Origin of the sequence: Streptomyces niveiscabiei (genome assembly GCF_001419795.1) — a bacterium.
Lineage (GTDB): Bacteria > Actinomycetota > Actinomycetes > Streptomycetales > Streptomycetaceae > Streptomyces > Streptomyces niveiscabiei.
Genome location: NZ_LIRL01000279.1, coordinates 1 through 4,707, shown reverse-complemented (window position 1 = coordinate 4,707; position 4,707 = coordinate 1). Strand labels below are relative to the sequence as shown.

At 70.1% G+C, this 4,707-nt stretch carries 2 protein-coding genes; both read left to right on the top strand.

The window, feature by feature from the left end; translation table 11 throughout:
- On the top strand, window positions 1-3,053 hold a 3,053-nt coding region (locus tag AOK24_RS14785), incomplete at its 5' end, for an FG-GAP repeat domain-containing protein (protein WP_206191203.1).
- Window positions 3,054-3,951: 898 nt separating this feature from the next.
- A partial coding sequence (locus AOK24_RS14780; protein WP_107103962.1) for an IS1380 family transposase occupies window positions 3,952-4,707 on the top strand: 756 nt, incomplete at its 3' end.

Sequence of the window (4,707 nt, the reverse complement as noted above, 5' to 3'; positions counted from 1 at the left end):
GGCCGCCGCGGTCGCCGCCTGAGCCGCCCGCGCGGGCGGCTCAGGCGGCGACCGCGGCGGCCCAAGAGGTCGTGATCCCGGCCACCGAGCGGGCCACACCCCGTGAGGACACCCCGCTGGCGGCGGGCAGCACCGGTTTCCTGCACCAACAGGAGGGCCGGGACGGTTACACCTGGACCGACTTCGCGAGCGGAACCTCGACGCAGGTGCCCGGCCTGGAGACCCTGCCGTCCAACGCGCTCGTACGCCCCGTCGGCGCCGGCGGAGACCTGCTCGCCATCTCACCGAGCCCGGCCCGGGGCACCGGCTGGTACACCCTGCTCGATCCGCACACCGGTGAGCGCCGGGAGGCGCACGTCCCGAACGGCTACGCGTTCCGGGGGACCCTCGCGGGCAAGGTGCTGGCGCTGCGGAACGCGACCAGCGTCCGCTACTCCGGTCTGCTCCTCGACACCGGCACCGATCCCGCGGAGCCGCTGCCCATCACCGGCCTGCCCGAGAGCGCCGAGATGCGCGGCCTCGCCCTACAGCAGAGCGCCAGGGACGACCGAGGCGCGGTGATCGCCTACCGGCACGGCGACGAGTACCGCTACGGCCTGCTGGACGCCGGGACCGCCGTGATCACCCCTCTCCCGGAGGCGATGAGCGGCCAGGGCCTGCGCATCCTGCTGAACGCCGACCGCATCACCTGGTGGAAGCAGGGCTTCACCGGACTGCGCTGGCTGCCCCGAGGTGACGTGTCCTCCGAGGTACGGGAGTTCCCGCTGCCCGACGGCGCGACCCCCGTGGCCCTCCTCGGCGACACCCTCCTGACCTCGGACACCCCGTCCGCCCGGCGACTGACGTCCCGGCCGCTCGACGGCGGGGAGCCGAGCACCCTGCTCAACCACATCGCGCCCGTGTCGGTCTTCCCACCACAGACGACGGACGGGAGCGCCCTGTTCGTCGGCGGCTCCGGCACCGGCGACTGGGCGGTGCACCGTTTCGCCGCCGGCCCCGACGGGTCGCCGGCTCACGAGGTCGTCCAGCCGCTGCCCAAGGTGGTCGCCAAGGTCCTGGGACTGAACCTGTACCGGGGCACCCTGAACCGGGTGGACAGCTTGGACGGCAGGCTCTCCCTCCACCAGCAGGACGTCGGTATCGGCCCGGTCCCCGTCGCGGGAGCGCCCAAGCGCCCCACGGGCATGCCCTCTTCCACCGTGCGCTGTGCGACGGGTGAGGACTGCGTGCGGATCGTCGAGGGCAACTGGTACGGCTTGTCCTTCCTGTCCGAGGCAGCGGGGCGGACCTCCCTGGAGACCCGGCTGGACGCCTTCACGTCGCACGTGCAGATGCCGTTGCCCGGCAGCGGCGGCGAGGTCAGGGACGCGTCGCAGTCGTACGTGGTGGTGGACGGCGGGTCGCCGAGAACCCAGTACCTGCTTGACCCGGGCCGCAGCAAGGTCATCCGCAGCCGCCCGGTGCAGGCCGCGGCGCTCTGGTACTCCACCCTGTGGAGCGCGGCCCCCAAGAGCCCCGGCACGCTGACCGCCGAGCAGCTGACCGAGGACGCGGCCACTCCCGGCAAACCCGTCCGCACCGTGCGGACCGGTGCCGCCTGCGTGCCCACCGAACTACAGGCGACGGCTCGTTGGCTCTACTGGTCCTGCGGTGCCGGCAAGCAGGCCGGGGTGTACGACCTGACGGCCAACCGCGGCTTCGCCGTGCCGTCGGGCTCCGCCATGCTCGGTGACGGCTACGTGGTCCGGCACGACCGGGACGCGGGCGAGCTCAAGCTGACGGACTTCCACACCGGCAGCCCGCTCGCGGAGCGCTCCATAGCCACCCTCCCTGCCGGAACACTCGCGGACAACCGCAGGATCACGTGGACCGTGGACAAGTACGGCGGCCACATCGCCTACGTGGACGCCGATCGCCGCGTGCACGTGAGCGCGGACGGGGTACCGGACTCCGCTCCGGTGATGGGCGAGGCGTACACCTCCGGGAGCGTCGCGCCGAGGAACACGGGACCGAACTACTCGCCCTGGACGGCCTCGTTGCTGCCGAGCCGCCCCGTGGACTCCTGGCAACTGGACATCGTCCAGAAGACGAACGGGCGCCGGGTGGCCGCGATGAGCGGTGGGGCCGAACGCGGCCTCAACGGCATCGAGGTCTCGTGGAACGGCCGGGAACCGAACGGCGCTCCCGCCCCCAGCGGCCTCTACACCTGGCAGCTGACCGCGAGGTTCAACGGTGGAACCGTGCCGGTACGGGTGGGAAGCGGCGGCCTGGACGTGATGTGCGGCGCCCTGCCGACCCATGTGTACGACTGCGACGGGTTCCCGGACATGGTGGCGGTCCGCAAGGACGGCCAGACCGATTCATGGGAGGGCCATCCCAAGGGGTACTTCTACAACCGCAGCCACACCGCGAACTGGCCGGCCTCCTCCACCCTGGTGCCGGCCGGAGACCTCAACGGCGACGGGCACGCGGACATGCTGGTCCGCAACTCCGCCGGCGAACTGCGTGCGTACTGGGGCTTCGGGCAGGTGTACTTCGCCCCGGACACCAACAAGTCCACCGTCATCGGCAAGGGCTGGAACAAGTACGACCTGCTGACGTCGTCCGGTGACCTCAACCGTGACGGCCGGTCCGACCTGCTGACCCGTGACCGGTCCGGAGCCCTGTGGTTCCACGCCGGCACCGGCAAGGGCACGTTCAAGTCCCCGGTGCGCATCGGCACAGGGCTGTCCGGTTACACGGCGCTGGTGGGCGTGGGTGACCTCAACGGCGATGGAACCGGAGACCTCCTCGGCCGGGACAAGACCGGGAACCTCTACCGCTGGTACGGCAACGGAAAGGGCGGCATCGGGGGGCGCGTGAAGATCGCCTCGGGCTTCAACGCCTACAACGCCCTGGTCGGTGCCGGCGACCTGACTCAGGACGGACGCAACGACCTCGTCACCCGCGACACCGCGGGCAACCTGTACCGCTGGGCAGGCAACGGCAAGGGCGGCTTCGCCGCACGCGTGAAGATCGGCAGCGGCTGGGGGGTCTACAAGGCGCTGTACTGACGGTCCAGAACAGCAACCAGGGGGTGCCCGCAGGTCTGGGGCACCCCCCTTCACATGGCGCCGGGAAGCCGTCGAGGCGCTGAGGTAAAAGCAAAGGGCCCCGGATTGCTCCGGGGCCCTTTGATCGTGTGCACTCGGCAGGATTCGAACCTGCAACCTTCTGATCCGTAGCTCTACAGAGATCGGTCAACGAGGGTCATGCAGGTCGCCGTTCGGCCCCTCAGGGTGGCAGTTGGTCATGGTCGGTTGCTGTACTTCGCTGCTGTACAGCAGCGCGGCTGTCCGTCTGCCAGTAGCAGCGCTGAGGAGCGCGTAACAGACCGCAGGCACCCCCGATGTGGCCCGTCTGGACCTCAGCCAACGAAAGTCAGCCACGGCGACGGGCTCGCTGGTCGACCACGCACGCGTATGCCTCGGGGCCCCGCCGGCCTCAACCACGTTGCCATGCCGTCGACCCGAGCAAGCTGCGCCAGCGGAGGCGCGGTGGTAAGACCTTGGGTGAGGACTTCTTCGTCCCGAAGCAACTTGGGTGGGGGCGCTGCCTTGACGGGTGAGCCGCTGAACTGGACTGACAGTCCGTAGGCGTCCGTTCTCGTCCGCTGCTGTCCGCCGTAGTTGTCAGGTTAGTTAGACACTCACGTGGGGCTGGGGGCAACTGTGGGCTTGCTTGGTGGCTGCCGCTATGGGTTCCCCATGACGAGCGCGCCAGCCATGCTTCCGCTCGAGGCTGCTGGCATCTATTGCACCTTCCGGTCGAGGCAGAGATGCTGGTTTAACCTCGCGCTTTCGCGAGTGGGTCTGTCCGGGTCTTGATCAAATAAATGGAGAGCGCTGCTGACCTGCAACGATGGGACTTGTCGAGGGTCCTGTCAGCTGCAAGGAAAGAAGCACTCTCCAGGTGAAGAAGAGTAGCGGGTCGTACTCGCGTGTCCGTGTCCGTGTCGAGGGCGGGGGCCGTGGGGTGGTCTCGCAGGCCGGGTCGGTGCTGCTGGTCGAGACGGTCCGCAAGTCCGGCCTGGACGCGGCGATATCGGCGGGACTCACGCCGTGGCGCAAGCCGCGGGCCGTGCACGATCCGGGCAAGGTCCTGCTGGATGTGGCCCTGGCCGTCGCACTCGGCGGCGACTGCCTGGCCGACGTCGGCATGCTGCGGGCCGAGCCGGGCGTGTTCGGCCCGGTGGCTTCCGATCCGACGGTCTCCCGGCTGATCGACACCCTCGCCGCCTCGGGCGAGAAGGCGCTGACCGCGATCCGCGCCGCACGTTCCGAAGTCCGCGAAAGAGTCTGGGAGTTGGCCGGCGAGCAGGCTCCGGATGCCGGCGGGCAGGTGACCGTGGACCTGGACGGGGTCCTGGTCGTCGCGCACTCCGACAAGCAGGACGCCGCCCCGACCTGGAAGAAGACCTACGGCCACCACCCGCTCATGGGGTTCGTCGACCACGGCCCCGGCGGAACCGGAGAACCCGTCGCGGCTCTCCTGCGCCCAGGCAACGCAGGCTCGAACACGGCAGCTGACCACATCACCGCCACCCGCCTCGCCCTCGCTCAACTGCCGGGGAAGTACCGGCGCGGGCGGCGGACGCTGATCCGCTGCGACTCCGCGGGCGGCACCCACGAGTTCGTGGCCTGGCTCGCCCGGCGCGGACGGTGGCTG